Annotated in this window: 22 protein-coding genes; 7 read left to right on the forward strand and 15 right to left on the reverse strand. The window is 69.5% G+C overall.

Annotation, left to right across the window (positions count from 1 at the left end):
* The first annotated feature begins 159 nt into the window (after positions 1 to 159).
* The gene (locus tag ACVN90_RS14930) at positions 160 to 1,599 is read left to right on the forward strand and encodes an APC family permease (RefSeq protein ID WP_475099000.1); all 1,440 of its coding nucleotides are present in this window, start codon (positions 160 to 162) and stop codon (positions 1,597 to 1,599) included.
* A complete protein-coding gene (locus ACVN90_RS14935; protein ID WP_475099001.1) occupies positions 1,596 to 2,342 on the forward strand; it encodes an IclR family transcriptional regulator in 747 nt (248 codons plus the stop codon). Before ACVN90_RS14930 ends, ACVN90_RS14935 begins: the two co-directional genes overlap by 4 nt.
* A 145-nt stretch (positions 2,343 to 2,487) precedes the next feature.
* Here the strand turns inward: ACVN90_RS14935 and ACVN90_RS14940 are convergent, their stop codons facing one another.
* From ACVN90_RS14940 to ACVN90_RS14950, 3 genes are read right to left on the reverse strand one after another with little or no spacing between them, the layout of a single operon-like run.
* The gene (locus tag ACVN90_RS14940) at positions 2,488 to 3,126 is read right to left on the reverse strand and encodes a DUF305 domain-containing protein (protein WP_475099002.1); all 639 of its coding nucleotides are present in this window, start codon (positions 3,124 to 3,126) and stop codon (positions 2,488 to 2,490) included.
* A gap of 45 nt (positions 3,127 to 3,171) precedes the next feature.
* The gene (locus ACVN90_RS14945) at positions 3,172 to 5,205 is read right to left on the reverse strand and encodes a helicase HerA-like domain-containing protein (RefSeq protein ID WP_475099003.1); all 2,034 of its coding nucleotides are present in this window, start codon (positions 5,203 to 5,205) and stop codon (positions 3,172 to 3,174) included.
* A gap of 4 nt (positions 5,206 to 5,209) precedes the next feature.
* Positions 5,210 to 5,875 (reverse strand): phosphatase PAP2 family protein, encoded by a 666-nt coding sequence (locus tag ACVN90_RS14950; RefSeq protein WP_475099004.1) that lies wholly within the window; start codon positions 5,873 to 5,875, stop codon positions 5,210 to 5,212.
* A 166-nt stretch (positions 5,876 to 6,041) separates the two neighbouring features.
* Between ACVN90_RS14950 and ACVN90_RS14955 the strand changes: the two genes are divergently transcribed.
* Positions 6,042 to 6,542: a nitroreductase family deazaflavin-dependent oxidoreductase gene (locus ACVN90_RS14955; protein ID WP_475099005.1), complete on the forward strand. Its 501-nt coding sequence runs from the start codon at positions 6,042 to 6,044 to the stop codon at positions 6,540 to 6,542.
* 7 nt (positions 6,543 to 6,549) lie between these two features.
* Here the strand turns inward: ACVN90_RS14955 and ACVN90_RS14960 are convergent, their stop codons facing one another.
* Positions 6,550 to 7,914: a multidrug effflux MFS transporter gene (locus ACVN90_RS14960; RefSeq protein WP_475099006.1), complete on the reverse strand. Its 1,365-nt coding sequence runs from the start codon at positions 7,912 to 7,914 to the stop codon at positions 6,550 to 6,552.
* A 391-nt stretch (positions 7,915 to 8,305) separates the two neighbouring features.
* Here ACVN90_RS14960 and ACVN90_RS14965 point away from each other — a divergent pair, with 391 nt between their 5' ends.
* Genes ACVN90_RS14965 through ACVN90_RS14975 form a run of 3 tightly spaced genes read left to right on the forward strand, consistent with a single transcriptional unit; the run spans position 8,306 to position 10,189 of the window.
* Complete coding sequence (locus ACVN90_RS14965; RefSeq protein WP_475099007.1) at positions 8,306 to 9,016, forward strand: DUF3105 domain-containing protein; 711 nt, start codon at positions 8,306 to 8,308, stop codon at positions 9,014 to 9,016.
* An 8-nt stretch (positions 9,017 to 9,024) separates the two neighbouring features.
* A complete protein-coding gene (locus tag ACVN90_RS14970; protein WP_475099008.1) occupies positions 9,025 to 9,705 on the forward strand; it encodes a DUF305 domain-containing protein in 681 nt (226 codons plus the stop codon).
* 28 nt (positions 9,706 to 9,733) lie between these two features.
* A complete protein-coding gene (locus ACVN90_RS14975; RefSeq protein ID WP_475099009.1) occupies positions 9,734 to 10,189 on the forward strand; it encodes a hypothetical protein in 456 nt (151 codons plus the stop codon).
* On the opposite strand, the gene ACVN90_RS14980 is transcribed toward ACVN90_RS14975, so the two are convergent.
* The 4 genes from ACVN90_RS14980 to ACVN90_RS14995 form a co-directional block, all read right to left on the reverse strand.
* Positions 10,190 to 12,610 (reverse strand): HAD-IC family P-type ATPase, encoded by a 2,421-nt coding sequence (locus tag ACVN90_RS14980; protein ID WP_475099010.1) that lies wholly within the window; start codon positions 12,608 to 12,610, stop codon positions 10,190 to 10,192.
* An 89-nt stretch (positions 12,611 to 12,699) separates the two neighbouring features.
* Complete coding sequence (locus tag ACVN90_RS14985) at positions 12,700 to 13,677, reverse strand: carbohydrate ABC transporter permease (RefSeq protein WP_475099011.1); 978 nt, start codon at positions 13,675 to 13,677, stop codon at positions 12,700 to 12,702.
* The gene (locus tag ACVN90_RS14990; RefSeq protein ID WP_475099012.1) at positions 13,677 to 15,017 is read right to left on the reverse strand and encodes a carbohydrate ABC transporter permease; all 1,341 of its coding nucleotides are present in this window, start codon (positions 15,015 to 15,017) and stop codon (positions 13,677 to 13,679) included. Before ACVN90_RS14990 ends, ACVN90_RS14985 begins: the two co-directional genes overlap by 1 nt.
* Before the next feature lie 87 nt (positions 15,018 to 15,104).
* Complete coding sequence (locus tag ACVN90_RS14995) at positions 15,105 to 16,445, reverse strand: ABC transporter substrate-binding protein (protein WP_475099013.1); 1,341 nt, start codon at positions 16,443 to 16,445, stop codon at positions 15,105 to 15,107.
* Positions 16,446 to 16,688: 243 nt separating this feature from the next.
* Here ACVN90_RS14995 and ACVN90_RS15000 point away from each other — a divergent pair, with 243 nt between their 5' ends.
* A complete protein-coding gene (locus tag ACVN90_RS15000; RefSeq protein WP_475099014.1) occupies positions 16,689 to 17,738 on the forward strand; it encodes a LacI family DNA-binding transcriptional regulator in 1,050 nt (349 codons plus the stop codon).
* Positions 17,739 to 17,757: 19 nt separating this feature from the next.
* On the opposite strand, the gene ACVN90_RS15005 is transcribed toward ACVN90_RS15000, so the two are convergent.
* The 7 genes from ACVN90_RS15005 to rplJ form a co-directional block, all read right to left on the reverse strand.
* The gene (locus ACVN90_RS15005) at positions 17,758 to 18,864 is read right to left on the reverse strand and encodes a Gfo/Idh/MocA family protein (RefSeq protein WP_475099015.1); all 1,107 of its coding nucleotides are present in this window, start codon (positions 18,862 to 18,864) and stop codon (positions 17,758 to 17,760) included.
* Positions 18,861 to 20,717, reverse strand: coding sequence for a DUF6807 family protein (locus ACVN90_RS15010; RefSeq protein WP_475099016.1), 1,857 nt, complete (start codon positions 20,715 to 20,717; stop codon positions 18,861 to 18,863). Before ACVN90_RS15010 ends, ACVN90_RS15005 begins: the two co-directional genes overlap by 4 nt.
* A gap of 181 nt (positions 20,718 to 20,898) precedes the next feature.
* Positions 20,899 to 22,236 (reverse strand): ABC transporter substrate-binding protein, encoded by a 1,338-nt coding sequence (locus tag ACVN90_RS15015; protein ID WP_475099017.1) that lies wholly within the window; start codon positions 22,234 to 22,236, stop codon positions 20,899 to 20,901.
* Between the two features lie 94 nt (positions 22,237 to 22,330).
* A complete protein-coding gene (locus tag ACVN90_RS15020; RefSeq protein WP_475099018.1) occupies positions 22,331 to 23,254 on the reverse strand; it encodes a carbohydrate ABC transporter permease in 924 nt (307 codons plus the stop codon).
* On the reverse strand, positions 23,241 to 24,167 hold the full coding sequence (locus tag ACVN90_RS15025; RefSeq protein WP_475099019.1) for a carbohydrate ABC transporter permease: 927 nt from the start codon (positions 24,165 to 24,167) through the stop codon (positions 23,241 to 23,243). Before ACVN90_RS15025 ends, ACVN90_RS15020 begins: the two co-directional genes overlap by 14 nt.
* Before the next feature lie 308 nt (positions 24,168 to 24,475).
* Complete coding sequence (gene rplL, locus ACVN90_RS15030; RefSeq protein WP_045300341.1) at positions 24,476 to 24,862, reverse strand: 50S ribosomal protein L7/L12; 387 nt, start codon at positions 24,860 to 24,862, stop codon at positions 24,476 to 24,478.
* Positions 24,863 to 24,904: 42 nt separating this feature from the next.
* Positions 24,905 to 25,420 (reverse strand): 50S ribosomal protein L10, encoded by a 516-nt coding sequence (gene rplJ, locus ACVN90_RS15035; protein ID WP_045300342.1) that lies wholly within the window; start codon positions 25,418 to 25,420, stop codon positions 24,905 to 24,907.
* Between the last annotated feature and the right edge of the window lie 4 nt (positions 25,421 to 25,424).

Below are 25,424 nucleotides of genomic sequence, written 5' to 3' on the forward strand. Positions count from 1 at the left end.
GCCGCTCGAAAACCTCGTGAGACGACGGCGCTCGCTCGAGGCCTTCGGTTCTCAGGGCACGTCACGCCCCCGAAACACGCCCCGTCGTTGCCCGCAACGCGCGCCCGGTAGCGTCACGCGCAGCCGCACGACCGCGAGCGCCGGGAGCGAGGAGGACGCGTGAGCAGTGCACTCGCGAACGCGATCGAGCGGGCCCGCCCGCGCAACGACCTCGGCGCCAGCTCGCCGTTCGCGGGACTCCGCCGTCGTCATGCGCACACGATCGACGTGGTCGCGCAGTCCGTCGCCGCCACCGCGCCCGCGGGCGTGCTGCTGATCCATCCCGCCGCCGCCTTCGCGCGGAGCGGCTCCTTCGCATTCCTCGACATCGCGATCACGATCACCCTCGTCGTCGGCGTGGGTCTCGTGATCGGCATGTTCGCACGACGCATCGCCAGCACCGGCTCCCTCTACACGTTCGCGGTGCGCGGCCTCGGCTCGCACGTCGGGCTCATCACCGGCGCGGCACTCGGCCTCGGTTACCTCGCGGTGGCGATGAACACGCTCGCCTCGGGATCGACGCGGCTCGCGAACATCATGAGCGGCGGCGAGGCTCCCCCGTGGCTCGTGATCGCCCTCATCGCGGGCTTCGGGGCGGTGATCGCCTTCGTCGTGGCCCGCGGGCTGCGCATGTCGACGCGCGTGCTGCTCGTGCTCGAATCGATCGCCGTCGTGACGGTGCTCGGCCTCTCCATCGCCGCGCTGAGCCTCACCCGGTGGGACGTGGGCCTCCTGATCCCCCGTGCCGCCGACGTGTCGCTCGAGGCGATCATCACCGGTGTCGCCTTCGCCCTGATCGGATTCGTGGGATTCGAGAGCGGAGCGGCGCTCGGCCCCGAGACCCGTCGCCCGTTCGCCGCCGTCCCGCGCGCGATCATGGCGAGCGTGGGGGCGACCGGGCTGGTGATGCTGGTCGGCACCGCGGCGCAGCTGTCGATCGTCGCGGAGCGGCCGGGTGCGGCATCCCTCGCCTCCGTCACCGGTCTCGCGACGCTCATCGACGTGATCGTCGCGATCTCGTTCCTGGCGTGCGCCCTGGCCATGACCAACGCCGCGACGCGACTGGTCTTCGCGATGAGCCGCGAGGGGCTGATGCCTTCCGTGTTCGGACGCGCGTCGCGTCGAGGTGTTCCGGCGATCGGCGGCATGCTGCTCGCCGCGGCGGTCACCCTGGTGCCGGTGGCGATCCTCGCGCTCGGCGGCAGCCGTCAGGACATGCGCATCGTCACGTCGCCTGCCTCCATCCTCGGCTTCGTGCTCGCGTACGCACTGGTGTGCGCGGCGGCTCCGGTGTTCCTCGCAAGGATCGGCGAGCTCACCGCGCGAGCGGTCGCGCTCAGCGTCGTCCCGCTCGCCGGGCTGCTGTGTGTGCTGGGCTTCTACCTCGCCGCGACGCTGCGCGACAATCCGACGGGCCTGCTGTGGTCCGTGGCCGTCCTCGCCGCGGTCGTGGCGGCCGGCTCGCTCCGCCTGGCGCGTCATCCGCGGGTGGCGGCGCGCGTCGGCGTGCACGACTGGCCGACCGATGCCGACTGCATCGAGGGACCGGCGCGGACGTGAGCGGAGCGCGTCTCGCGGGCGACACCCGCCTGCCGGAGAAGGGTCTGGGGCTGGCTCTCGAGATCCTCGAGCAGGTCGCGCGCGACGACCGCGGCGCCTCGGCAGCCGAGATCGCCCGGGCCGTCGGCGCGCCCCGCGCGACGGTGTACCGCGTGGTCAACTCGCTCGTGCGTGACGAGTACCTCGTGCGTCGCGGCGACTTCTCGGGGTTCCTCCTCGGCACGCGTGTGCTCGAGCTCGCCGCGATCGTGGGCGCACGCGCCCGGCCCGAGCACGCAGCGGTCGTCGACCGCCTCCGCGACGACACCGGCGAGGCCGTGCACCTGTTCGCCTTCCACCGATCGGGCTTGATGGTCCTCGACGAGGACGAGTCCCAGCCGCTGTCGGACCGCGACGCCCTCCTCGCCGACCCCACACGCTCGGCGATCGGCCATCTCTGGCTCGTCGCGCACCCGGACCGGCGGCTGCCGCAGGCACCGAACTGGCGCGTCGCCCCGCCCGCGGACGAGGTGCGTGCGATCCACGAGGCGTACGCCGTCCGCGGCTACACCGAGCAGGTCGCCCTGCTCACCTCCGATCGCGGGTGTCTCGCCGTGCCGATCCACGACGACGCGTCCCGCCCCGTCGGCGCGGTGACCCTGTCGACCTCGATCTCGCGCCTCTCCGTCGCGGCGCGTCACGTCAGCGCCCTGCGGGATGCGGCGCGCACCCTCGCTCCGCTCGGCTCGCTCAGCGGCTGGTGACTCCCCTGCCTGACCCCTTCGACAGGTCAACCGCGCTTGCACAGGGCCGGAACGCGCTCTCCGGCAATGCAGAGGCCCGGTTGACCTGTCGAAGGAGGGGGAACACGGATGCTGCGGGCCGCGGCATCCCTCCGCGTCCGAGCGATCAGGGCACGGCGTCGAAAATGCCCTGGAGCATCTCCTGGTCGGCCTCTGCCTGCTTCAGCACCTCTTCGCCCGATTCCGCGACCGCCGGATGCGGGTCGCCCTCGAGGATGAGAGTGACCAGCGCGATCATCCCCGCATTCTGTGCCTGGAGGATCTCGACGAAACGGCGCTCCGCGTCGGGGTGCTGCGCGTCCACGAGTCCCTGCAGCGCGCTCCACGACGGCATGCCCGGCATCTGGGCGTGGTCGGAACCATGCCCGCCGCACGGGCCGTCCGTCGGCGGCTCCGCCGGACGCGCATCGGCCCAAGAGAGGTACCACGCCCGCAGGTCTTCGAGTTGGTCCTCGTTCCGCGCCGCGATACCCGTGGCGAACCCGCTCGCACCGGAGTCGATCCCCTGCGTGCGCAGCAGTGTCTCCGCGAGTTCCTGCTCCTTGACCCGGTAGTAGATCATCGCCTCGACGTAGCAGTAGTCGTCGGCCGTCACCGGGGCCGAGGGCGACGCCGAAGGCGAGGCGGACGCCGCGGGCGCAGCATCCGTGTTCCCCGCCGTGGCGGCGATCGCGAGCCCCACGCCCGCCGCGGCCGTCAGCAGGGCGAGCGTCAGCAGGGCGACGACGACTGCTCTGCGGCGCACGCGGGACCTTCCGGATCGGGAGCGATCCGCCGGGGTGGGGATGCGTCAGCGCTTGCCGGTGCCGAAGATCCCGCGGATCACCCCACCCAGTATCGCCTCAGTCGACTTGGAGTTGAGAATCTGCTCGATCGGCGACTTCTGGGCCGACCGCGACGTGCGGGTCGTGCCCGCCGTCTTCTTGAGCAGCCGCTCGTACTCCTGCTGCGCCTTCTTCTCGGCGGCCGCACTGGCCTTGTCGGCGGCGGCCTGCTGCTTGTCGATCGCGGCCTTCTGCTTCGCGTACTCGGCGTCGGCCTTCGCCTTCGCGAGGGCGGCGTCCTCCGCCGCGGCCGCGTCGTCGGCTGCCTGCATCTTCTTCGCGAGGATCTCGCGCGCCGACTCTCGGTCGATCGCGGTGCCGTACTTGGCCAGGAGGGGCGATGCGTTCACGGCCGCGACGATCGCCGGCTCCGGCGTCGGCGACATGAGCCCCTGCGGCGCGCGCAGCCGCGTCCACGCCACCGGCGTCGGCGCGCCCTTCTCGCTCATCACCGTGACGATCGCCTCGCCGGTGCCGAGCTCCTGCAGCACGCGCTCGAGGTCGTAGCCCGACTTCGGGTACGTGCCGACGGTCGCCCGCAGCGCCTTGGCGTCGTCGGGCGTGAAAGCACGCAGCGCGTGCTGCACGCGAGAGCCGAGCTGGGCGAGCACGTCGGACGGCACGTCCTTGGGGGTCTGCGTGACGAAGAAGACGCCGACGCCCTTCGAGCGGATGAGGCGCACCGTCTGCACGATCGCCGCGAGGAAGTCCTTCGACGCGTCCTTGAAGAGCAGGTGCGCCTCGTCGAAGAAGAAGACGAGCTTCGGCTTGTCGGCATCCCCCACCTCGGGGAGGATCTCGAACAGCTCGGCCAGCAGGTACATCAGGAACGTCGAGAACAGCGCCGGCTTGTCGATCACGCCGGGCATTTCGAGCAGGCTGATGACTCCGCGGCCGTCGGGCGACGTGCGGATGAAGTCGGCGACGTCGAACTCGGGCTCGCCGAAGAACACGTCGGCGCCGGCATCCGCGAAGGTGATGAGCTCGCGCAGGATCACGCCCGCCGTCGCCGCCGACAGCCCGCCGAGCTCCTTGAGCTCGGCCTTGCCCTCATCGCTGGTGAGGTGGGTGAGCACGGCGCGGAGGTCCGACAGGTCGACGAGTGCCAGGCCGTTCGCGTCGGCGTAGTGGAAGACGAGCCCGAGGCTCGACTCCTGCGTGTCGTTGAGACCCAGCACCTTGCTCAGGAGCAGCGGGCCGAAGCCCGACACGGTCGCGCGCACCGGCACGCCCTTGCCGACGCCGCCGAGCGCGAAATACTCCGTGACGGATGCCTCGGGCTTCCAGTCCTGCCCGATCGCCTGGGTGCGCGCGAGCAGCTTGTCGCTCGGCTCTCCCGGTGTCGCGACGCCCGACAGGTCGCCCTTGATGTCGGCGGCGAACACGGGCACGCCCTTCGCGGCCAGCTGCTCGGCGAGGCCCTGCAGGGTACGCGTCTTGCCGGTGCCGGTCGCGCCCGCGACGAGCCCGTGGCGGTTCATCATCGGCAGCGGAATGCGGATCTGCGCCGACGCCACCGGGTCGCCGTTGAGGAGGGCGCCGAGATCGAGGGTGGCTCCTTCGAACGAGTAGCCTGACGTGACCTTCACGACCTCCTGCGGGGTGAGCGGGCCGTCCTGCGACTCGGGGGTGGTCGGCTGGGGGCTCGGTTCCTGCGTCGCCGAGCTCGAGGTGGGCGCTCCTGCGGGCCCTGAGGTCTCCGAGCCCGGTGCCGGGGTCGTCCTCGATTGAGGATCTGCGCCGAGCTGAGGAGCCGTATCGCCGGAAGCCCCCGCGTCTCGGCTCGGGTCCTCAGTTGAGGAAGCAGCGCCGGGGGCGGCGCCGGAGGCCTTCGCCTTCGCGGCGGCCGCCTCGGCCGCGGCGAGCGCGGCCTTGGCCTGGGCGGCCTTCAGCTGGGCCTCGGCGGCCTCGGCTTCGGCGCGCAGTCGCGCGAGCTCCGCCTCGGCGGCGGCGACCGCCGGATCGGTCTGTGCGGACTCTTCGGGCGCGGAGGCAGTCATGCGCTCAGCCTAACGACGGGCGTTTCGCCGCGGCATCCGTTCCCTCCCGCGCCATCGGCACGGCGAACGCCGCTGCCACCAGCAGCGCCGCGCCGGCACCGAGGAGCGCTCCGCCGACGGTGTCGCTCAGCCAGTGCGCGTGCAGATACGTGCGGCTGAAGGCCATGAGCAGGACCCACGCGGCGCCCACGATCGCCACCCACACCCGCGGGAAGATCACCACCGCGGCGACCGCGATCGTGGCCGCGTTGGCCACATGCCCCGACGGGTATGAGCCGTAGTCCGAGATGACGATGATGTCTTCGGGGCGCACGCGGCCGAAGAGATGCTTGAGCACCTGCACGCCCGCCGCCGACGCCGCCTCGGCGGCGAGGAAGTACGCGGCCGCCCACGGCCGCCGCAGCAGGATGAGCGCGATCGCGCCGCCGATCGGCACCGCGAGCACACTGAACCACCCGCCGCCCACGAAGTTCATGAACTGAGAGAAGCCGGTGAGCACGGGGTGCCACAGCTCGGCGACGAGCAGGTTCCACGCCGTGTCGATCGCGAACGGCTCGTCGCCGCGCGCGAAGATCCACCAGCCGAGGAGGCACGACAGGACCACGAGCCCGGATCCGACCGCGAGATAAGCGATGACCGGCACAGCGACCCGACGCTGGACTGTCGTCATCGCCCCATTCTGCCCGGCAGCCTCCTCGGCGCCACCCCCTTGCGGTCCGGCGCGTCGGATGCCGTCCGCGCCGGAGACACTTCACCGCGAGACTTCATGACAGCACCGCACTCGGGCCGGTGCCGGTGCTATCGTGCGGTCTCATCGCGAATGCGAGGAGGTCCGGATGGCATCGGGAGTCGTCGACGCGGTGCGCAGGATCGTCGCGCCGCTCACCCGCACGAGGGTGTTCCGGCGCGTGATCGGCCCCGCGCTCCTGCCACCGGTCGAACGGTTCGTCGCGTGGGTGTCGCACGGCCGCGTGCAGGTCAGCGCACTCCTCGTCCCGTCGCTCGTGCTGCACACGATCGGTGCGAAGTCCGGCGAGCCGCGCGATGTGCCCCTCATGTACACGCCCGACGGCCACGGGCGCGCGATCGTCGCCGGCACGAACTTCGCCGGTGCCCGCCACCCCGCGTGGACGGCGAACCTGCTCGCCCACCCGGACGCCGCGATCACGGTGCGCGGCCGGCGCATGCCCGTCCACGCCACGCCGGTTCCCGCGTCCGAGCGCGACGCGGTGTGGGCGCGCATCGAGGCCCAGTGGCCCGGCTACCGCAACTACGAGCGGGAGTCCGGGCGCACCGTGCGGCTCTTCCGGCTGCAGCCGGTGCGGCCGCAGGGCTGACGCAGAGTCAGGGCGCGAGGCGCTCCACCGTGCGCGGGCGCACGATGAACCACAGCGCCAGCACGCCGATGACGGCGCACCCGACCATGACCGCGGCCATCGTCGTGGCGGTGATGCCGGCGTCCTTCGCGATCCATCCCACCAGCGGCGAGATGAGGCCGGCGACGCCGAAGTTGGTCGCGCCGATGATGGACTGCGCCGTGCCCGCGGCCTTGCCGTGGCGGTCGAGTGCGAGCACCTGCACGCACGGGAACGTGAACCCGCACGCGGTCATGAAGACGAACAGCGGCACGATGGTGCCCCAGAGGCCCAGGCCGAGCTGATCGGTGACGATGATGGCGGATGCTGCGACCACGAGCACCGCGGTCGACCAGGCCATGACCCACTGCGGGCCGAACCGGGCGGCGAGACGCGAGGCGGTCTGGACGCCGACGACCACGCCGAGCGAGTTGACCGCGAACATCAGGCCGTACTGCTGCGGAGTGAGGCCGTAGCTGAGCTGGAACAGGAACGACGAGCTCGAGAGGTAGGAGAAGAGCCCCGAGAACGTCATGCCGCCGATGATGAGCACGCCGATGAAGACGCGGTCACTGAAGACGCTCCGATAGCGCTGCCACACCGTGGTGGCTCCCTTGTCGTGGCGACGCGCCGGGGGCAGCGTCTCGGGGAGGAACACGATCGACGCGATGAGCATGACCGCTCCGTACACCGCGAGGACGACGAAGATCCCGCGCCACGGCATGACGGCCAGGAGCGCCGAGCCGACGAGCGGCGCGAGCACCGGCGCGACGCCCGACACGAGTGCGAGCCGCGAGAGCATGACCACGAGGCGGCGCCCGCCGAACAGGTCGCGGACGATCGCGGCGGCGACGACGCCGCCCGCCGCGGCGCCGGCGCCCTGCAGCACCCGCGCGACGGACAACAGCTCGAGCGTGGGGGCGAGAGCCGCGGCGACGCTCGCCACGACATGCAACGCGGTCACCGACAGCAGCGGGATGCGGCGTCCGACCTTGTCGCTCAGCGGACCGACGATGAGCTGCCCCAGCGCGAAGCCGATCATCGTACCCGTGAGGGTCAGCTGGATCATCGCGGCCGTGGTCTGGAAGTCGGCCTCGAGCACCGGGAACGCCGGCAGGTACAGGTCGATCGTGAACGGGCCGAGCGCCGTGAGCGCGCCGAGCAGCACGATGTAGAGGACACGGCGGCGGTGCGAGATCGAGTCGCCCGGGTGGAGCACGATCGGCGCGGTGGCCGGGTTGCTGCCGAGCGTGCGGATCGCGCCCGTCGACGTGGGGTGCGGCTTGGGCGCGGCCGGGGCTTCGGGCGCGCGCGTGTCGGGCTTCTGGGTGGGGATGGAGGCGGTGTCGAGCAACAGTGGACTTCGTTTCGTGGCGGGGTTCGACGGGGCGGCGGGCGTGGCGGAACGGCGTCGACACCGGCAGAGCCGGTCTGGGCGCGTGCAGAGAGGAACGGACCGAGTGACGCGGGTCGTCCGGCGCTGCCGATCGGCACCGGGGCCCGCGCGATCGACCACGAGGTCGAATCGATTCGAGTACCCATGATAACGGATGCCTCCGCCCTGCCCGCAAGCGGTATCCCGGGAGGCGGCGCCGCCCCCGGACCCACGGCGTCGCTGTCGGCTCCTTCCCAGGGGGCGGACTCATGCGCTCGCATAGGATGAGGGCAACCCCGCCACCCGCTTTCCCCGCGGTCCGCGCCGGGCGCCCAGACCCCTGTTCCAGCGATTGGCAGAGATCACGAGCATGACCCCGACCCCCGACCAGCAGCGCAAGAGCGGCAACCCCGCCACCCAGGCGAAGATCGACCTCACCGTCAAGCAGCAGCGCGAGCAGAAGCGCCAGGACAAGCTCGCCGAGTACCAGAAGCAGCTCGCCAAGCGCAAGCGCAGCAAACTCGTGTGGTGGATCGTCGGCTCGACCGCCGCGGTGCTGGTCGTTGCCGCGATCGTCGCGTCGATAGTCTTCGCGCCGGCCCCGGCCCCCACGTACGCGCGCGGCGACAGCGACGGCAGCGGCATCGAGGGCGTCGAGACCTTCTCGAACACAGCCAACCACGTCGAGGGCGCGGTCGAGTATCCGCAGACTCCCCCGGCCGGTGGCGACCACAACGCCATGTGGCTCAACTGCGGCGTCTACACGGAGCCGGTTCCGAACGAGAACGCTGTGCACGCGCTCGAGCACGGCGCGGTCTGGATCACATACGACCCCGCGCAGGTCTCGGACGACGACATCGCCAAGCTGGAGGACGAACTGCCCTCGACCTACACGGTGCTCTCGCCCTACAACGACATGGACACCCCCATCGCGGTCAGCGCGTGGAACGCGCAGCTCAAGGTCGACTCGGCCGACGACGAGCGCATCGAGGAGTTCGTGAAGGCGTACTGGAAGAGCACCAACGCACCTGAGCCGAACGCCGCCTGCACCGGCGCGTACGACGCTCCCGGCAAGAAGTAGGCCGCGGCGTGTCGGACGAACCCGCGGCGGGGAGCTCCCGGCGATGGTTCGTCATCGCCGTCGCGCTCATCCTCATCGCGGGCCTCGCGTTCGCCGTGGGGCGCTTCTCGACCTTCGGGTCGCAGGCCACCGCGTCGGCGCCGGGCACGAACTCGCCTGAGGCCGGGTTCTCCCGCGACATGCAGGTGCACCACGCGCAGGCGATCGAGATGGCGATGGAGATCTACCGCAAGACCGACGACGAAGAGCTCCGCGTGCTCTCGTACGACATCGCCACCGGTCAGGCCGGCCAACGGGGCGAGATGTACGACTGGCTTGTGCAGTGGGGTCTCCCCCAGTCCGGCGGCCCGATGATGCAGTGGATGGATGCTGCGGACTCGGACTCGGAGCACGCGCATGGCGGCTCGTCCGCCGATGCGATGACCGACGAAGAGGCTCACGCGGCGATGGGCATGGCGTCCGCCGCCGAGCTCGCCGCGCTGAAGGCGGCGACGGGCGTGGCGGCGGACTGCCGGTTCCTGACCCTGATGATCCGTCACCATGAGGGCGCCGTCCCGATGGCGGAGGCTCTCCTCGAGCTGGGCACCGACACCCGCGCCCTCGAGGTTGCGACGGCGATCAAGAACGGGCAGACCGCCGAGATCGACGCGATGGCGTCCATCCAGACCCGCCTCGGCTGCACGAGCTGACAGCCTCCCGAGTCGTTACAGTGGTCGCGTGACCGCTGACGCGCCCGCCGAGCCACCCGCCGACGCGCCCGCCGGCGAACCGGCGGCACGCCGCCCTGTCGTGGTGACGATCTCCGTCGTCCTGATCTACGTCAGCGCCGTCGCCGCCGTCCTGCTGGGGATCCTGGTGCTCCTCAGTCGCTACGAGGTCGCGCGGGCGGACGTCCTCCCCGTCTCCCTGCTCGGGGCGGGGATCATCCTCACCGGGCTCCTGCTGGTGGCCGTCGCGTCCGGGATCGCGCGCGGCAGCCGCCTGTCCCGGGGCCTCGCGACCGTCTACCTCGCGATCCTGATCATCCTGAACGCCGTGACGATCGCGACGACCGACGGGTGGGACTGGAGCGCAGCGGTCCAGTTCGCCGTCGAAGGGCTGATCGTCCTCGCACTGTGGCTTCCCCCGGGCGCGCGCCACTTCCGTCGCACCGAGGCGGCGGTCGTCGACTGATCAGGCGGCGGCCAGTGACCGCGCGACGTAGCGACGGTGGAAGAACCGCACGATCTCGATCGCACCGATCGTCAGCACGGTCACGACCGTCACGAGCCACGCCGCGTCCTCGCCGGGATCCACGAGCTGGAAGAACTCGCTGAGCAACGGCACGGTGAACACCGCGACGAGGGCGATGAACATCCCGCCGATCACGAGCGCCTTGAATCGCGTGATCGGGCGCGAGAGCACCGTCAGCACCCAGATTCCGACGATCGCGAGGATGATCGTCGACCCCGTCCTCAGCTGAGGCTCGCTTACCCCGAGCTCCATCGCGCCGAGCGTGTAGAGCGTCAGCGCGACGGCGATGATCGCGCCGGCCGGGATGGCGAACGCCAGCGAGCGTCGCAGGAACCCCGGCACGTAGCGCTGCGTGTTGGGCAGCAGCGCGAGGAAGAACGCCGGGATGCCGATCGTGAGACCGTCGGTGATCGACAGCTGCCGCGGCAGGAAGGGGAACTCGAGGACGAGCACGCCGAACAGCACCGCGAGCACCGTTGCGTAGACGGTCTTGTTGAGGAAGAGCATCGACACCCGCTCGATGTTCGCGATGACCTGACGACCCTCTGCCACGACATCCGGCAGGTGGGAGAACCGGCCGTCGAGGAGGACGATCCGTGCCACGGCCTTTGTGGCCGCGGCCCCGGAGTTCATCGCGATCCCGAGGTCGGCGGTCTTGATCGCCAGGGCGTCGTTGACGCCGTCGCCGGTCATCGCGACGGTGTGTCCGCGCGCCTGGAGCGCGACCACCATCCGCTTCTTCTGTTCGGGGGTCACGCGCCCGAACACGACGGTCCGCTCGAGCACGTCGCCCAGCTCCGCCTCATCCTCCGGGAGTCCCCGGGCATCGAAGCCTTCGACGACGTCGAGACCGACCTCGCGGGCGATCGCCGCGACCGTGCGCGGGTTGTCGCCGGAGATGACGCGGATGCCGACGCCCTGTCGCGCGAAGTACTCCAGCGTCTGTGCGGCATCCGGGCGAACCTGCTCCCGGAAGGTGACGACAGCGGCAGGCGTGAGCGCTTCCGGCAGCCGCTCGGCCTCGACAACCTCGTCGCCGATCCTCGACGGCGCGTGCGCGAGCACGAGCGTACGGCGCCCCGACGATGCGAGCGCGGTGACGGTCCGCCCCAGGTCGGTCGCGGCATCCGTCGCCGCGTCTCCGAACACCATCTCTGGGGCGCCGAGGACCCACACGCCGTCGGGCCCGGACGCGAACGACACCGCGCTCCACTTGCGGGCGGACGAGAACGGGATGTACGCCGACGCCTCCAGCGAGGCGTCCGCGGGGAACGGGTCCCGCAGGCAGCGGGCTGTGGCGTTCGCATCCGGCGCCGCACCGAACCAGGCGAGCGCCTCGTCGACGCCTTCAACGCCCTCCGACACGCGGTCGATCGCGTCGAAGGCGATGTCGCCGGCGGTCAGCGTCCCCGTCTTGTCGAGGCAGATGATGTCGACGCGCGCCAGTCCCTCCACAGCCGGCAGCTCGTTGACGAGCACCTGCCGCGAAGCGAGCTTGGCCGCGCCGACCGCGAAGGTGATCGAGGTGATGAGCACCAGTCCGAGGGGGATCATCGCCGTGAGCGCCGCGATCGTGTTCACGACCGCCTGCACCCAGCCGCCGTTCTCCCACGCCTGCACCCAGCCGCCCGCGACCATCATCTGCGCGTTGAGCACGAGGAGGCCGACGGGGCCGATGATCCAGCTCATCCACTTCAGGACGCGATTCACCGAGGTGCGCACCTCGGAGGCCACGAGCGAGAATCGCTTCGCCTCCCCGGCGAACCGGTTCGCGTAGGAGTCGGCACCCACGCGGGCGACCCGGGCTGCTCCTTCCCCCGAGACGACGATCGATCCGGAGAGGACGTCATCGCCCGGCTTCTTGTCGACGGCGTCGGACTCGCCCGTGAGCATCGACTCATCGATCTGCAGCCCGCGGGTCTCCACCACGACCGCGTCTGCGGCGACCTGGTCACCGGCGCGAAGCACGAGGATGTCGTCGAGCACGACGTCGGGCGGCGCGATCTCCGACTCCGCCCCCTCGCGGCGCACCCGTGCGCGCGGCGCGTTCAGCAGGGCGAGCCGGTCCAGCGCGGCCTTCGCCCGGAACTCCTGCACGCAGCCGATGATCGAGTTCGCGAACGCCGCGAGCCCGAACAGCGCGTCCTGCCACCGCCCGAGCACGAAGAGCACGAAGAAGCATGCGAACACGATGCCGTTGAAGAGTGTGAACACGTTGGCGCGGACGATCGTCCAGACGCTCCGGCTCGTGTCCGCGACGTACGCGTTGGTGCGGCCCGCCCGGACCCGTTCCGCGACCTCGCCCGCGCCGAGCCCGCGCTCGACTGCGACCGTGCTGGAGACGTCGGCGGAGGCATCCATGCGATCAGATTAGCGAGCGGGATGCGGACGAACGGATGCCGCGTGCCACCACGAGACGCGGGGCACGCGGCATCCGTTTCTCAATGCGATCAGCCCTTCGTCGCGCCGGCCATGAGTCCGCGCACGAAGAACCGCTGCAGTGCGAGGAACACGATGATCGGCACGAACAGCACGAGGAACGCACCGGCCGACACAAGGAACCACTGGTTGCCCCAGGTGCCGGACAACGAGTTCAGCGTCTGCGTCATCGGCAGCGACGTCGTCGGGGCGAAGATCGTCGCGACGAGCAGGTCGTTCCACACCCAGATGAACTCGAGGATGGCGAATGACGCAAGCGCCGGCGTCGCGAGGGGCAGAATGATGCGGAAGAAGATCTGCCCGTGCCCGGCGCCGTCGACGCGAGCAGCCTCGATCACGTCGGAGGGGATCTCGGCGATGAAGTTGTGCAGCAGGAAGATTGCCAGCGGCATCGCGAAGATGACGTGGGCGATCCACACCGTCGCGAAGCTGTGATCGACTTCTCTCATCTCCAGGCCCGGGAAGATCTGCACGTCGCCGATCTCGAGACCCCTCGAGAACAGGCTCAGCAGAGGAACGAGGGCCATCTGGATCGGGACGATCTGGAGCGCGAACACCGCGACGAACAGGAATCCGCGGCCCTTGAAATCCATCCACGCGAACGCGTACGCGGCGAGCGACGCGACCGCCAGGGCGAAGATTGTGACCGGAATCGTGATCGCCAGCGAGTTGAGGAACGATTCGCCCAGCGTCAGGGCGGTCCCACCGGATGTGAGGGCCGCCTGATAGTTGCCGAGCGTGAAGTCAGGGTTGGTGAAGACCGTCCACCAGCCCGTCGACGCCGAGTCCGCGCCCGGCCGGAACGACGTGATGAGCAGGCCGAGCGTCGGGATCGTCCACAGGAACGCGATGGCGACGGCGAAGATGGTGGCAAGTGGCGATGTCAGCCGCTTGTGTGCCAGCGCCTCGTTGCGACGCGTCTCACGTGCGACCCTGCGCGCCTCCGCCTTGGTGTTCTTCGGCGTGGTCTCGGAGTCGACGGCGGTCATCACCGCACCTCCCTCTGCTTGCGCAGCTGCAACACGTTGTAGATGATCAGCGGCGTCACGAACACGAAGATCAGCACGGCGAGCGCCGCGGAGTGACCGTAACTCTGGAACCGCTGCTGCTGGTTCACCATCTCGAAGCCCAGCACCGTCGAGTTCGCTCGCCCGCCCGTCATCACGGCCACGATGTCGTACAACTTCAGGGCGGCGATCGTGACCGTCGTCAACACGACGATGATCGACGTGCGGATGCCCGGCACCGTCACATTGATGAATCGCTGCCAGGCCGAGGTACCGTCGAGCTGAGCCGCTTCGAGCTGCTCCACCGGCACGGCCTTCATCGCGGCCGAGAGCACGACCATGGCGAACCCGGTCTGCGCCCAGACGAACGCGAACAGCAGGCAGAACGTGTTGACAAGCGGCCAGATATCGAGCCAAGGCACAGGCTGACCACCGAAAGCCACGACGATCGCATTGAGGGTGCCGATCTGCTCACCCTGCCGATAGTCGTAGACGAACTTCCAGATGAGGCTGATGCTCACCGGCGCGATCGCGAACGGCATGAACACGAGCAGCTTCAGCAGCCGCTCACCGCGCGCCCGCTCCATGAAGGCCGCGTAAGCGAGGCCGACGACGGTCGCGAAGACCGGCGCGAAGATCGCCCAGATCAATGTGTTGATGATCGACCAGAATCCCTGCGGGTTGGTGAAGGCCCACACGTAGTTCTCCAGCCCGACGAAGTTCTCACCGGTCTTGTCGAAGAACGACTGAATGATGGTCGCGATGCTCGGATAGACGAGGCCGACGAGGATTGCGATCGCAGCCGGCGCCATGAACAGCGTCAGCTGGTACATGTAGCCGGCGCCCTGGCTCGCCCGGTAGTCCGCCCAGAACAGCAGGCCGCCGGCGACGAGGGCGATGGCGATGACGTAGATCACGGCGCCCTGGTAGGGCCGCAGCAGCATGAACGCGAGGAATGGGATGGCGAAACACGAAATGAGCCGCAGCCAGAAGTAACCCTTGCCGGCGCGCGGAGCGAACTCGATGAGGACGAGGAGGATGCCGACCACCACGGCGAAGACGACCAGGACGATCGGGATCTGGACGATCGGCCCCAGGTTGCCCAGCCACTGGAAGAACGAGTTGTACGACACGCCCAGTGAGACCGGTCGTGCGTCCGGGTTGGGAGGGCTGAGCAGGAGGAAGACCACCAGCGCTGCGATCAGAATGAGCCCGATCGCGACACCGATTCTTGTCGTCCTCCGTGACGGCGGCTTCCGTCCTCCGCGCTCCGGGGGCGAACCCTGCGCTTCTTCGGCCGCCGATGTTGTGGTCTGAGACATGATCTGCCTTCCCCCGTCGACGTCGACGGATGAGTCACCGGGGTGCCGGGTCCGCGCCGCGCGCGCGGACCCGGCTCTCGGAATGCGTCAGTCCTGGTATCCGGCCTGGATGTCGCTCAGGACCTGCGGCGTCGGCTTGCCGTCGATCCAGTCGACCATGCCACGCCAGAACGAGCCCGAACCGACGGTCGCCGGCATCAGGTCGGAGGCGTCGAAGCGGAATACCGTGTTCGGGTCCTGGACGATCTCCATCGCCTCGGTGAGGAACGCGCTCGACGCCAGGGTCGGATCGGCGCCGGTGTTGGCCGAGATGGCACCGCCGAGCGACACGCGCGCGTCGGCGAACTCGGGCGTCGACATGTACTCGAGCACGGCCTGAGTGGCGGCGTCGTCCGAGAACGGGGTGACGAACTCACCGCCGCCCTCGACCGCGAGCTCTCCCGCCTCCGGTCCGGGGAGGATGAACGCGTAGATGTCGCCGTCCGGCTCGATCGTCGGCGTCTGACCGTCCGCGGTCTGCGTGGTGAGGAAGTTCGCAGTGAGGAACGAGCCCTGGTGGGTGAGCGCGCAGGTTCCGTTGGCCACCGCTGCGGCGATCGGGTCGCCGAACGCCGTCGGGTTGATGCTCTTGACGTCGCCGAACCCGGCGTTGACGTAGTCGGGGTTCAGCAGGATCTCACCGACCGAGTCGAACGCCGCCTCGATGTCGGGGTCCGTGAAGGGGGTGTCGCCGGCCGCCCAGCTGTCGTACACCTCGGGGCCGGACTGACGCAGGACGAGGTCTTCCACCCAGTCCGTGCCCGGCCACCCGGATGCCGCCTCGGAGAAGAACCCTGCGCACCACGGGGGCTGCCCGGTCTTCTCGCGGATGGTGTCGGTGAGCGTGATGAGTTCGTCCCAGGTCGTCGGCACTTCGACGCCCCATTCCGCGAAGCTCTGGGGCGAGTAGTACACGTAGCCCTTCAGGTTCGCGAGCATCGGCGCCGCGTAGAAGGTCCCGTCGAGCGAGCCATACTCCTTCCAGGCCGGGGCCCAATACTCGTCGACATTGGCCTCCACCTCAGCGGTGCCCTCCAAGACCTCTCCGGTCTCGATGAGCGATCGCAGAAGGCCGGGCTGCGGCACGATCGCGATGTCCGGCGCGGAGCCACCGGCCACCTTCGTGACGATGTTGCCTTCGAAGCCCTTGTCACCCGTGTACTCGACGATGATGCCGGTGTCTTCGGTGAACTGGTCGAACGACTTCTGGAGGTTCTCCGCCTCCGAGCCGGTGATACCGCCGGCGATCTGAACGGTCTCTCCTTCGACCGAGCCGCTGTCGCCGCCGTCGTCGCCGCCCTCGGCGCAACCGGCGAGTGTGAGTGCCGCGACGGCCGTCAGTCCCAGCGCGATGTAGCCGTGTCGACGACGTGATCGCAGTGCAGTCATGTGTCTGCCTCCTCTTCGAGTTCGCGAAGCCACGCCTCTCGGGCTCCGCACATATGAGATCGGGAACCGATTCCATGCTCAAACTAGGGGATGCCGCCAGGGCACACAATGACCACACATCACAAGTCGGTAAATACCGACAGCCAGGGTGGTGCGACGCAGACGACCGCGGCACAATGACCCCTGGAACCGGTTCCAGAATCCGGGTGACGGTGGCGTCCCCGGGGGCGCGAGGAGGACCCGATGGCGGGCATCGCCGATGTTGCGCGGGCGGCAGGCGTCTCGAAGTCGACGGCCTCGCGGGCACTCACCGGTTCGGGATATGTGTCCGCCGCCACCCGTCAACGGGTGAGGGATGCGGCGGCCGCCCTGGGCTACGTCGCCACCACGAGCGCGGTGAGCCTGGTGACCGGACGCACGCAGACCGTCGGCGTCGTCATGCCGTCGCTGGACCGGTGGTTCTTCGCCCAGGTACTCGAGGGCATCCAGGATGCGCTGCTCGAGCGCCGGTACGATCTCGCCCTCTACGGGGCGCCGCCCGAGTCGTCCGCGCGCCGTGAGATGTTCGAGCACTTCCTCGCGCGCAAGAGATTCGACGGGCTGATCGCCGTCGGCATCGAGCCCAGCGCGAGGGAGCTCGAGCGCCTCGTCGCGTTCGGAAAGCCGGTGGTGGCGGTCGGCGGCTACGACGTCGGCACGAACGCGGTCTCGATCGACGACGCGGCGGCCGCCCGTATCGCCACCGAGCACCTCCTGGGGCTGGGCCATCGCGAGGTCGTCTTCCTCGGCGGCGACCCCGACGGCCGGCACACCAGCTTCGGCGACGGCCGGCGCCTGGACGGATACGTCTCGGCGATGCGCGAGGCCGGGCTCGAGGCATCCACTCGCCATGTCCAGTCCGAGGTGACGATGCCGGGAGGCTACGGCGCCGCCGTCGACCTGCTCGGCGATCGCCGCACCCGACCGACGGCGATCGTCGGAGTGTGCGACGAGGTCGCCGTCGGCGCGATCATCGCCGCCCGCCGGCTGGGCATCCGCGTGCCCGAACGCCTCAGCGTGGTGGGCATCGACGACCACGCCTACGCCGAGATGTTCTCGCTCACGACCCTGCAGCAGCGACCGCACCAGCAGGGACGCGCCGCGGTGCAGCTGCTCATGTGGCAGCTCGACGACCCCGACGCCCCCACCCACCGCCTGTACGAGTCCTCGCCGCTCGTCGTGCGCAACTCCACCGCCCCGGTCGACGACGACGCATCCGCGATCATCGGCGTCGGCCCGCTCGGCACCGCCTGACCCTTCCCCGCCGCGTGCGTCAGAGCAGGCCGAGGTCGCAGAAGGTGCGCGCCCCCCACGCCACGCGCTCGACAGCGTCCTCCACGCCGACCACCGTGCGGAACGTCTCGTCGACGGATGCTGCGACCCGCACCAGCTCCGGGGCGATCGGCGTGGGCGACGGACCGGTGACGATCTCCTCCAGCACGCGGGTGAAGGCGCCGGTGCGCGCGAGCGGTGCGAGCAGCTCGTCCCCGTCTCGGATGTGCCGGGAGAGATTGTCGAGGAGCCCTGTGCGCTCGAAGGCGTACGTCCGCGGGAGCGCCGCTCCGTCGCGATGGATGTACAGGGTGTCGAGCGTGTAGACGTACACGAGGAACCCTCGCGAGCCCCGCACGAGCACATACGGCTCGTGGCGCTTCGGGGCGGTCACAGCGAGGCCCGCGGCCACCCGGGCTCCCCCGCGCAGGTCGATGACGAGCGACGACGTGTCGTCGGTGGCGATGTCGTTCGCACGGCGGAGATCCAGATCGACCTCGACGACGTCCTCGGGGGTCGCAGCGCCGGAGATCGCGAGCGCCGTCGCGAGGGCATGCGCCAGCGGGTTCGTGACCACGCCATCGGCGACGGGTCCTCCGTCGATGACGCGGTGTCCCGCCCACGGCGCCCGTCGCCAATACTCTTCCGACCGGGCCCAGAGCCCGACCGCGCCGTAGTGCAGCACCTCGCCGATGACGCCGGATGCCGCGGCATCGGCGGTCGCCGACACGCCGGCGCTGCCGAGCGACTGGAAACCGACCTGCACGGCGCGGGACGCAGCATCCGTCGCACTGACGAGGGCGTGGTGATCGGCGACCGATGCCACCGGCGGCTTCTCGAGCAGCACGTGCGCGCCGCGCGCGAGCGCGAGGCGCGCCAGCCCGGCATGGGTGGGGATCGGGGTGCTGAGCACGACCACGTCGAGTTCGACGGCGTCGATCATGGCGACGGCGTCGGCGAACACCCGCGTCGAGGAGGGGACGTCGCCGCCGCCCCGGGGGTCGGCGACGGCGACGAGTTCGAGGTCGGGCGCGGCGAGCACGGCGTCGACGTGGCCTCGGCCGTGGCCGTGGACGCCCGCCACGCCCACCCGGAGGTGTGCGGTCACAGCCCCGCCTCGGCGCGCAGCGCGGGAAGAGCCGCCTCGACGGCCGCGGCGTCGGGGAGCTCTTCATCGAGCACGTAGGCCGTGAGCTCGAGGTCGAGCTCGCCCCCCTCGGGGATCGTCCGGGGCTCGTCCCACGCCACCGAGGGACCCGCGCCGAGGTACTCGGCGAACCGCACGAACCACGGCAGGCGTTCCTCGCCCTGCGTCAGCACGACGGTCGTGCCGCGCTCGGGGAAGGTGAAGGCGATCCACGGCGTGGCCGCCCCGTGCACGTCGCGCTCGGTATCGCCGGCGGGGCTGAAGACCCGGGCGATCTCGGGGGCGAACCGCCAGAAGATGCCGCCGTACCCGGCGCCGTCTCGCCCGTTCGTCGCCGGCGAACCGAACGTGATCGCGTCGAGCGTCGCCTTGAGGTGGCTGCGCCACCGAAGCGCCCAGCCGTTCGCAAGCTCCGCCGAGCGCAGTTCGCGCACCTCGACGAGCTGGGTCGTCCCGTACTCGTCGACCCAGCTGAGCCGCTCGTCGAGCGCGTGCCCCTCGATGTGCAGGCGGTCCCGGCGCTGCCGGCCGTGGTTGGGCACCATGACCGAGCCCTCACCTCGCACGTAGGTGCGCCCGCCCCAGTACGAGGTGCCGTTGACGTCGGCGATCGCGAGGCTCACGCCGAGATGATGCGGGTGATCGGTCGGCTCGGTCACCGTGAGCGGCGTGCCGGTGCGGGAGATCACGGCGTCCAGGTACGGCCGCGGCGACAGCACCGAGTCGACGTTCACGCCCTCCTCGTACTGCGCGACGACGGTCGACCCGAGACGCAGGACGGGGCGGGCGGGGCCCACCCAGCCGCTGGCGTGCGAGGCCGGGCCGGAGCTGCGACGCGCCACCAGGACGGGCCGGTAGAACAGGGGGTGGTCGGCGTTCTCGCCGTCCAGCGCTTGACGCATGCGATTCCAAGCCTGCCGCCCGATCTCGATCCGCGGGACCGACATGGTCGTGAGCGGAGGGGCGGCGAAACGAGACTGCGGGATGTCGTCGATCCCGACGATGGAGAGTTGATCGGGCACCTCCACACCGACCTCGCGCAGGCGCGACATGAGCCCGAGCGCGACGAGGTCGTTGAAGGCGATGGCAGCGGTCGCGCCGGTCTCGAGCACTGCGTCGGCGGCGTCGTAGCCCGCCTCCATGCTCGATCCCGCCGGAATGGTGAGGAACTCGAGGTCGGGGTGCTCGCGCGCGAGCTCCCCCAGCCCCAGGGCCCGCTGCTCGTTCGCGTAGCTGAGCGCGGGACCCGCGACGTACGCGATGCGGCGATGACCGAAGCCCCGCAGGTGCATCCCCAGCTCCTTGACGGCCGTGGCGTAGTCGACGGACAGCTGGGCCGCGGCGGTGTCGTCGACGCGGCGGTTCACCACCACGACCGGCGTCGTGCGCTGGATGAGGTCGCGGAGCTCGGCGTCCGGCATCCGTGGTGACACCAGCACCAGGGCATCGCACTTGCTACGCGCCTCGCTCGCGATCTCGGCCTCGACGCCGACCGCCTCCGCGCTGTCGGCGACCAGGACCCGGTAGCCGTCGCGGGCGGCCGCCACGGTGAGTCCCTTCAGCACGCCCTGGAACATCGGGTTCTCGAGGTCGGGCACGAGCAGGGCGATCGTGTGACTGCTCCCGCGCACCAGGCTGCGGGCCGCCTCGCTCGGCGAGTAGTTCAGTGCGGCCACCGCACGGTTGACCTTCGCGACGATGGCGGGGTCGACGGTGGCGACGCCGTTGAGGACGCGCGACACGGATGCCTGCGACACACCGGCGTACCGGGCGACCTGCGCCATCGTGATCGGGCGCGACGTGACCTCGCTCAAGGAATCCCCCTCCTCTCTCAATCTTGGGCGCCGACGGGCGCGGTGGGGCGCATTCGACCGGACGACTTCCGGGCGGCGCGGCGCGCCCGCCCGGGACCGGACCCCTCATCACTTCGGTCCGGCCCCGGACAGTCCTGGGGACGACGGGGTCGCGGCCTTGGGACGCGACCCCGTTCGTCGGCTAGATGGCCGCGTCGTCGAGCGCCTGCTGGAGCTCCGCGATGAAGCTCGCGGCGGCGTCCTCGGGCGTCACCTCGCCGAACAGCACGCGCTGCGTGTGCTGGTCGATGATCGTCTCGATCGCTCCGCCGCCCGGCGGGGTGGCCGGCGGCGCATCGCCGACGCGCGGTGCGATCTTGTCGAGGAAGTCGACGACCTCCTGGTTGACCTCGTCGAGCTTGGGAGTGATGTAGGCCCGGATCTTGTCGTTGGCCGGCACGCCGCGCTCGGCGAGCAGCAGGTCGGCCGCCTCCTCGCTGTTGGCGAGGAAGTCGAGGAACAGCGCGACCTCGGCCGGGTGCTCGGTCTTGGCCGCGGCCGACCAGAACATCGACGGCTTGTAGTACGCGGCGGCGTCTTCGCCCTCGTCGGGGGTGGGCACCATGAGCGGCACGAGGTTCTGACCGCTCGCGTCTCGCAGCGCCGCGAGCTGGTTCGACCACCACGGGCCGAACGCGGACTGGTTCGTCGCCGTGAACGACTCGGCGAGACCGGCCGACTCGCGCTCGATCGTCGCGGACGGGACCGGTGTGCCGCCGGCCTCGGTGACGTCGAGCAGGTTCTGCCACCAGGCGGCCAGGGTCTTCTCGCTCGCGGTCACCTCGGGCGAGCCGTCCTCGGCGTACAGCGACTCGCCGTGCTGCCGCAGCCAGTTGTTGAGGCCGCCGTCCTCGAAGCCCCACGACTGCGAGCCGACGACGGCGCCGCCGCTGGCGGCCGTGACCTCCTCGGCGACCTCGTTGAGGTCGTCCCACGACCACGTCTCGTCGTCGGGCAGCTCGATGCCGAGGCTCTCGAGCACGTCCGCGTTCGCCATGTAGGTGTAGGTGTTGATGCCCACCGGGACCCCGTACTGGGTGCCGTCGAGCGTTCCGGTGCCGAGCACGGAGTCGGGGAAATCGCCCGTCGGCAGCTGATCGCCCAGCGTTCCCAGGTCGAGCAGCACACCGTTGGCGGCGTACGTCGAGAGCTGTTTCTCGTCCATCTGGATGATGTCGGGGGCGTCGCCGGCGGCCACCGTGGTCGCGAGCTTGTCCCAGTAGCCCGCCCAGTCGGTGTACTGCGGCTCGATGGTGATGTTGTCGTGCTCGGCCTCGAAGGCCGCGATGAGCTCCTCCGTGATCCCGTGGCGGACGTCGTTGCCCCACCAGGTGAAGCTGAGCGTCACGGGCTCGTCGGACAGGGTCGGTCCGGTGACAGGGGTCTCCGCCTGACCCCCGCACGCCGTCAGCGCCAGCATCGTCGCTGCGCCGACGGACGTCAGCAGCAACCAGCGCGGTGCGGTTGTGGTGCGTCGCATGTCTTGCATCCTTTCGACCGAAGTCGGTGTGTGGTGTTGGTGCGTGTGATGAGGGTGGGCCTGGCGGCCCGCGAAGCGGTGCGTGACGCGTGCGTCACTTGATCCCGGTGGTCGCGATCCCCTTGATGAGGAACTTCTGGCCGAACAGGAAGATCAGGAAGATCGGGATGAGCGACACGACGCTCATCGCGAACATCTGGGCGTAGTTGGTGGAGCTCTGCGCGTCCTCGAAGGACCGCAGCGCGAGGGGCACGGTGTACAGCTCGGGCTTGGTCAGGAAGATCAGCTGAGAGAAGAAGTCGTTCCAGGTCCAGATGAAGGTGAAGATCGCGGTCGTCGCGAGCGCGGGCAGCATGAGCGGCAGGATGATCTGCAGGAAGATCCGCGGGTGGCCCGCGCCATCGATCCGCGCCGCCTCATCGAGCTCCTTCGGAATGCCGCGGATGAACTGCACCATCAGGAAGATGAAGAACGCGTCGGTCGCGAGCAGCTTCGGGACGATGAGCGGCAGGAACGTGTTCACCCAGCCCAGCTGGGAGAACAGCACGTACTGGGGGACGATGATCACGTGGATGGGGAGCATGATGCTCAGGAGCATCACCGCGAACCAGAAGCGCTTCCCGCTGAACGACAGACGCGCGAACGCGTAGGCCGCCATCGAGCACGACACCAGATTGCCGACGATGCAGCCGATCACGATCAGCGCCGAGTTCCACATGTACACGTTGAACGGATACGCCAGTGCGTTCCACCCGTCCGTGTAGTTCGAGACCTCGAAGCTGTCGGGAATGATGCTCGGATCGCGGAAGATCTCGTCGTTCGGCCGCAGCGAACTGACGACCATCCAGATGACCGGGTAGAGCATTGCAAGCGCGAGCGCGATGAGCAGCGTGTGGCGCACGATGCTCGCCATGGGCTTGCGGAAGGGGCTTCGCCGGCGGGCGAGCGGTGGGCGGCCGGTGACGATCGTCTCGGTCGGGAGCTGTGCCGCAGTGGCGGCGTCGTCAATCTTGGTCATCGTAGAAAACCCAGAATCTCGAGGTCCAGAACATCAGGACGGTCAGAATGCCGATGATGACCAGCAGCAGCCACGCCATGGCCGACGCGTAGCCCATGTTGTAGTTCGTGAAGCCCTGCTGGTACAGGTAGAGCGTGTAGAAGAGCGTCGAGTCGACCGGACCGCCGGTCCCGCCCGAGACGATGTACGCCTGCGTGAACGACTGGAACGTGCCGATGAGCTGCAGCACCGCGTTGAAGAAGATGATCGGGGTGAGCAGCGGGATCGTGATGCGGAACAGCTGCTGCCGCCGGCTCGCGCCGTCGACGTCCGCCGCTTCGTAGTACATCGTCGGAATCTGCCGGAGGCCGGCGAGGAAGATCACCATCGGCGAGCCGAACGTCCACACGTTCAGGATCATGAGCGTGCCGAGCGCGGTGTCGGGATTCGAGATCCAGCCCTGGCCCTGGATGCCGAACACCGCGAGCACCTGGTTGACGAGCCCGTCGACGCCGAAGATCTGCCGCCACAGGATCGCGATCGCGACGCTCGCTCCCAGGAGCGACGGCAGGTAGAACGCCGAGCGATAGAACGCCAGTCCGCGCAGGCCCCGGTCGAGCACGATCGCCAGGAACAGCGCGACCGCCAGCTGCAGCGGCAGCGAGACGAAGACGTACGTGAAGGTGACCTGGAGAGCGGAGTGGAGTCGCTCGTCCTCCCACATGCGGGCGTAGTTCTGGAACCCGATCCACTTCGGCGCGCTGAGCAGGTTGTAGCGCGTGAACGACAGGCCGAACGAGGCGACCATCGGGCCCATGGTGATGAGGATCAGCCCGACGAACCACGGGGCGAGGAACAGGTACGCCGCCTTGTTCTGCTTCTTGCCGTCGCTCTTCGCCGATTTGAGCTTGCCGAGTTCGCCGATCGCGCTCATGCGGAGCCTCCGCGTGCGCGCCCCGTGGGCAGCGTTCTGGGGCGGTGCGTCGTCGTCACCGTATCCTCCGGTCTCGTCTTCGAGGGTGAGAATGCGCTTTCTGGAATGCGCTTTCTCATTCTTGCCAGAGTGGATGCTGAAGCGCAAGAGCTTCCGCGAAATCAACGAGAATCTGCGTCCGTGACTCGAGAAAGGGATTTCGGAGAATGCGCAGTCTCCGCCTGGAGGACCAGCTCCCGGGCACGACGAAGGCCCCGGATGCCGAGCATCCGGGGCCTTCGCCTGATCGCTGCAGAAGCAGCGCGGGATTACTTGAGGGTAACCGTCGCGCCGGCCTCTTCGAGAGCGGCCTTCGCCTTGTCGGCGGTCTCCTTGTTGGCGCCCTCGAGGACGGCCTTCGGAGCACCGTCGACGACGGCCTTCGCCTCACCCAGGCCGAGCGAGGTGAGCTCGCGGACGACCTTGATGACCTGGATCTTCTTGTCGCCGGCGGCCTCGAGGACGACGTCGAACGAGTCCTTCTCCTCGACCTCTTCCGGAGCGGCACCGGCGGGCGCGCCCGCAGCGGCAACCGCGACCGGGGCGGCGGCGGTGACGTCGAAGGTCTCCTCGAACGCCTTGACGAACTCGCTGAGCTCGATGAGCGTGAGCTCCTTGAACGCGTCGAGCAGCTCCTCAGTGCTGAGCTTTGCCATGATGTTTCTCCTTGATTGTGGTTTCTACGCCGGGGCCCGATGTCAGGCCGCGGACTCCTGCTTCTCGCGCAGCGCGTCGACCGTGCGGACGGCCTTCGACGGAAGCGCATTGAAGACGTATGCCGCCTTGGTCATCGAGGCCTTCATCGCACCGGCGAGCTTCGCCAGCAGGACTTCACGGCTCTCGAGGTCGGCGAGCTTGTTGACCTCGTCAGCGCTCAGGGGGTTTCCGTCGAAGAAACCACCCTTGATCACGAGAAGAGGGTGTGCCTTGGCGAAGGCACGGAGACCCTTCGCGACGGAGACGGGGTCACCGTGCACGAATGCGATGGCCGACGGACCCTTGAGGTCGTCGTCCAGCGACGTGATCCCCGCGTTGTTCGCGGCGATCTTGGTCAGCGTGTTCTTCACCACGGCGTATTCCGCGTCCTGACGGATGCTGTTGCGCAGCTCCTTGAGCTGGGCAACCGTCAGACCGCGGTACTCGGTCAGCAGAACGGCGGTCGAGTCCTCGAAGTGCTTCGTGAGCTCGGCGACCGATGCTTCCTTCTGCGCCATGGCC

This window comes from Microbacterium sp. F01, from assembly GCF_056156365.1.